We start from the raw sequence: 2,381 nt of genomic DNA on the forward strand, positions 1-2,381 counted from the left end.
CCAGGCGAGCCACCAGGCGGCCTCGACCGGACCCACCTCAATCATTTCTCGCACGCAGTGCCCGACGTACCTCAGGGGATTCAGCAGGACGCGCCTGGGAACGTCCCACCAGGGACACTCGTCCAGCAAGTACGCATCGTCCAACACCCACTGGACGAACCGGGCGAGGGTTCCGACCAGTGGCAGGGGTAGGCCCGTGCCGGCCTCGATGAGTCGGAGTTCCCAGAGTTCTAGCGGGAGCGCCCCGAACACGCCCTCCTGGACGTACGCGCCGGTGAACGCGTAGGTGAGAAGGCCGAGGTAGTAGCGGCTGGCGAGCGTGGCGAGGCAGGCGGTGAGTCCGAGGAGCGCGTACTCGGGTGGGAGCCTGGGTACGGTGAGGGGTCGGTAGAGGACGTCGTCGGGTAGGCCTAGCATGGTGTTGAGTTCGCGGGCGAGGCGGGAGGTGGAGAGGGCGGTCAGGAGGGAGGTCAGGTCGTCGGGACGGGATAGGAGGGGGGACGTCTCCCGCGATGTCCAGGCGGAGGATGAAGGCGGCCGTCCCGGGTCGGTGTTTCCGGGAGGAAGGTGGATTCCAGGTGAGTCTAGGGCGCCTCGACGCTCGGGTGCAGGATGCGCCAGCCCCAGACTCGAGCGTCCGGGGGTTGGGGGATGTTCTCGGCACGATCTCGAACTCGACGTATCTCGGCCCGAACGGGTTCACGACGGCCCGCTCGGACCTGATCTCGTACTCGGAGCGCGCTACCGGCCTCTCACCGTCGTAAACCTCGATCCGCACGCGGAAGGGCTCGGGTGGGAGGGTGAGGCAGAGGTAGTTCACGCGCCCGAGCTCGAAGTGGCCCCTGGAGGTCCCGAAGACCACGCGAACCCGCACGTCAGTCCTCTCGTAGCAGGCTCGCGTGGACGACGACCCGCTTGAGCGGGACGCGGAGCGCGACGTCCGCGAGAACGGGCGAGTGAGCCGCCGTCGACCCGCGATGGCGGCGGTCGGGTTCAGTGGCGTGTGTTCCACGTGCGCCTCGAGACTGGCGCGGTAGTCGCCCTCCTTATTGTGACGGTCAACCATGACTTCGACCTGAAGAACGGTAGGATCCCCGTGAATCTTCGGAGATCACGGACCTGGCGCTGATGGGGAACTGAGCTGGGTTCCCAGGGAGCGGGAAGGACCTCCCTACGGGACCCGCGTGCGGGCCCGGGGGGTCGAGCCCCTGTACATGAGGTTCGAACCGTCGGAGGAAGATCCGCCGGTGCGGTTCATCGACAGATCTCAGCATGTACCGGCAAGGCTCGGGCTGGGAGGAGTGGTGGGTCATGGGTGAGCACCCGAACGTCGAGTTCCTATCCCCGAAGAGGAGCGGCGGAACGTCGGGACTGTCTGTGTACTACCGCTCTTCCCGGTACCAGTGAGGAGGCGGTGACGGTCCGACGCCATCCTTCGGGGCGTGGATTCTGATCGGGGACCCCACCGACTCCGGGTGGCAGCCTCCACTCCCTTTCCTGGCTGCACTCGTCGTACCTCGGATCGATGACATCCCCTCACCGCGTGCGAGCTTAGCTACCCGAAAGAGCGTGGGTTCGAGGTGTGATCCCGTGTCACTCCGTGTGGGGTCGTGGGCCGGCGGTCATTCACTGACGGACAGTCCATTTCGGCGACTACCCCGCGTGTCCTGGGAGCCTACGGGCGGGGGTCGACGCGATCCATGTCGTGACGTCGTGAGAGACCTGGTTCCCCTCACGGATCGGTGCGGCCGGCGTCCGTCGATCCCCGTCACGGCCGCAGAACGTCGTGGCGTGCCCGTCGGGTTGATCAACCCTGCGGCGACCTACGTGTTCCCGAACCCGCGGGGAGGGCCCGTGCCCGATCCTACCCTGACGCTGCTCCTGATCGCGCTCCAGCACCCGGCGGTCCACGGTGACTGTAGCGCCGTCCTCGTCCGCACCCACGGGGGCTACGCCGTCGCCTACCGGCGGGACGCGACCTACCGGGCGACCCTTCACCTGGAGGTGACGACGTGGGCCGGCCGCGAGGCCCTGCGGGAGTACAAGCTCAGGAACGGCCGCTTCTGCCACACGGTGATCACCGAGGACGGCTGGGTGATCACGATAGGTGGCGCGGACGACGAGTCGGTCAACCGCGGGCTCGAGGAGCTGGGTGAGCGCGTCGTACTCGCGGGCGAAGTGACCGAGGGGGACCTCGAGCGCGCCCTGGACCTCCTCCGGAGGATCGGGATCGGCCACTTCCTCGTCGGGTCGCCGGACGGGACCGTGGGCGTCGCGATCTACCGCTACGGTAGGACCCTGCTGAAGGTACTCCGGCTGGCCGAGGGCGAGTACGTGCTCGTCCCGAACGACCCGAGGTACTACGACCGAGGGAGGTTCGA

At 67.5% G+C, this 2,381-nt stretch carries 2 protein-coding genes and 1 pseudogene; 2 read left to right on the plus strand and 1 reads right to left on the minus strand.

Translation table 11 applies throughout. The features are described from left to right. The coding region (locus tag ACXJJV_RS05770; RefSeq protein WP_456467237.1) for a hypothetical protein at positions 1-417 on the minus strand (417 nt) is incomplete at its 3' end. An 855-nt stretch (positions 418-1,272) separates the two neighbouring features. On the opposite strand from ACXJJV_RS05770, the gene ACXJJV_RS05775 reads away from it, so the two are divergent. Next, positions 1,273-1,407, plus strand: a complete 135-nt coding sequence (locus ACXJJV_RS05775; RefSeq protein WP_456467238.1) for a hypothetical protein — start codon at positions 1,273-1,275, stop codon at positions 1,405-1,407. 447 nt (positions 1,408-1,854) lie between these two features. Continuing rightward, positions 1,855-2,381, plus strand: a pseudogene (locus tag ACXJJV_RS05780) (hypothetical protein); the annotation flags it as partial.

It is taken from the genome of Methanopyrus sp., from assembly GCF_053997775.1.

What these genes read in the sequence shown, in the direction of transcription:
- ACXJJV_RS05775 (WP_456467238.1), top strand. Translation starts at nt 1,273, where the DNA reads ATGTACCGGCAAGGCTCGGGCTGGGAGGAGTGGTGGGTCATGGGTGAG.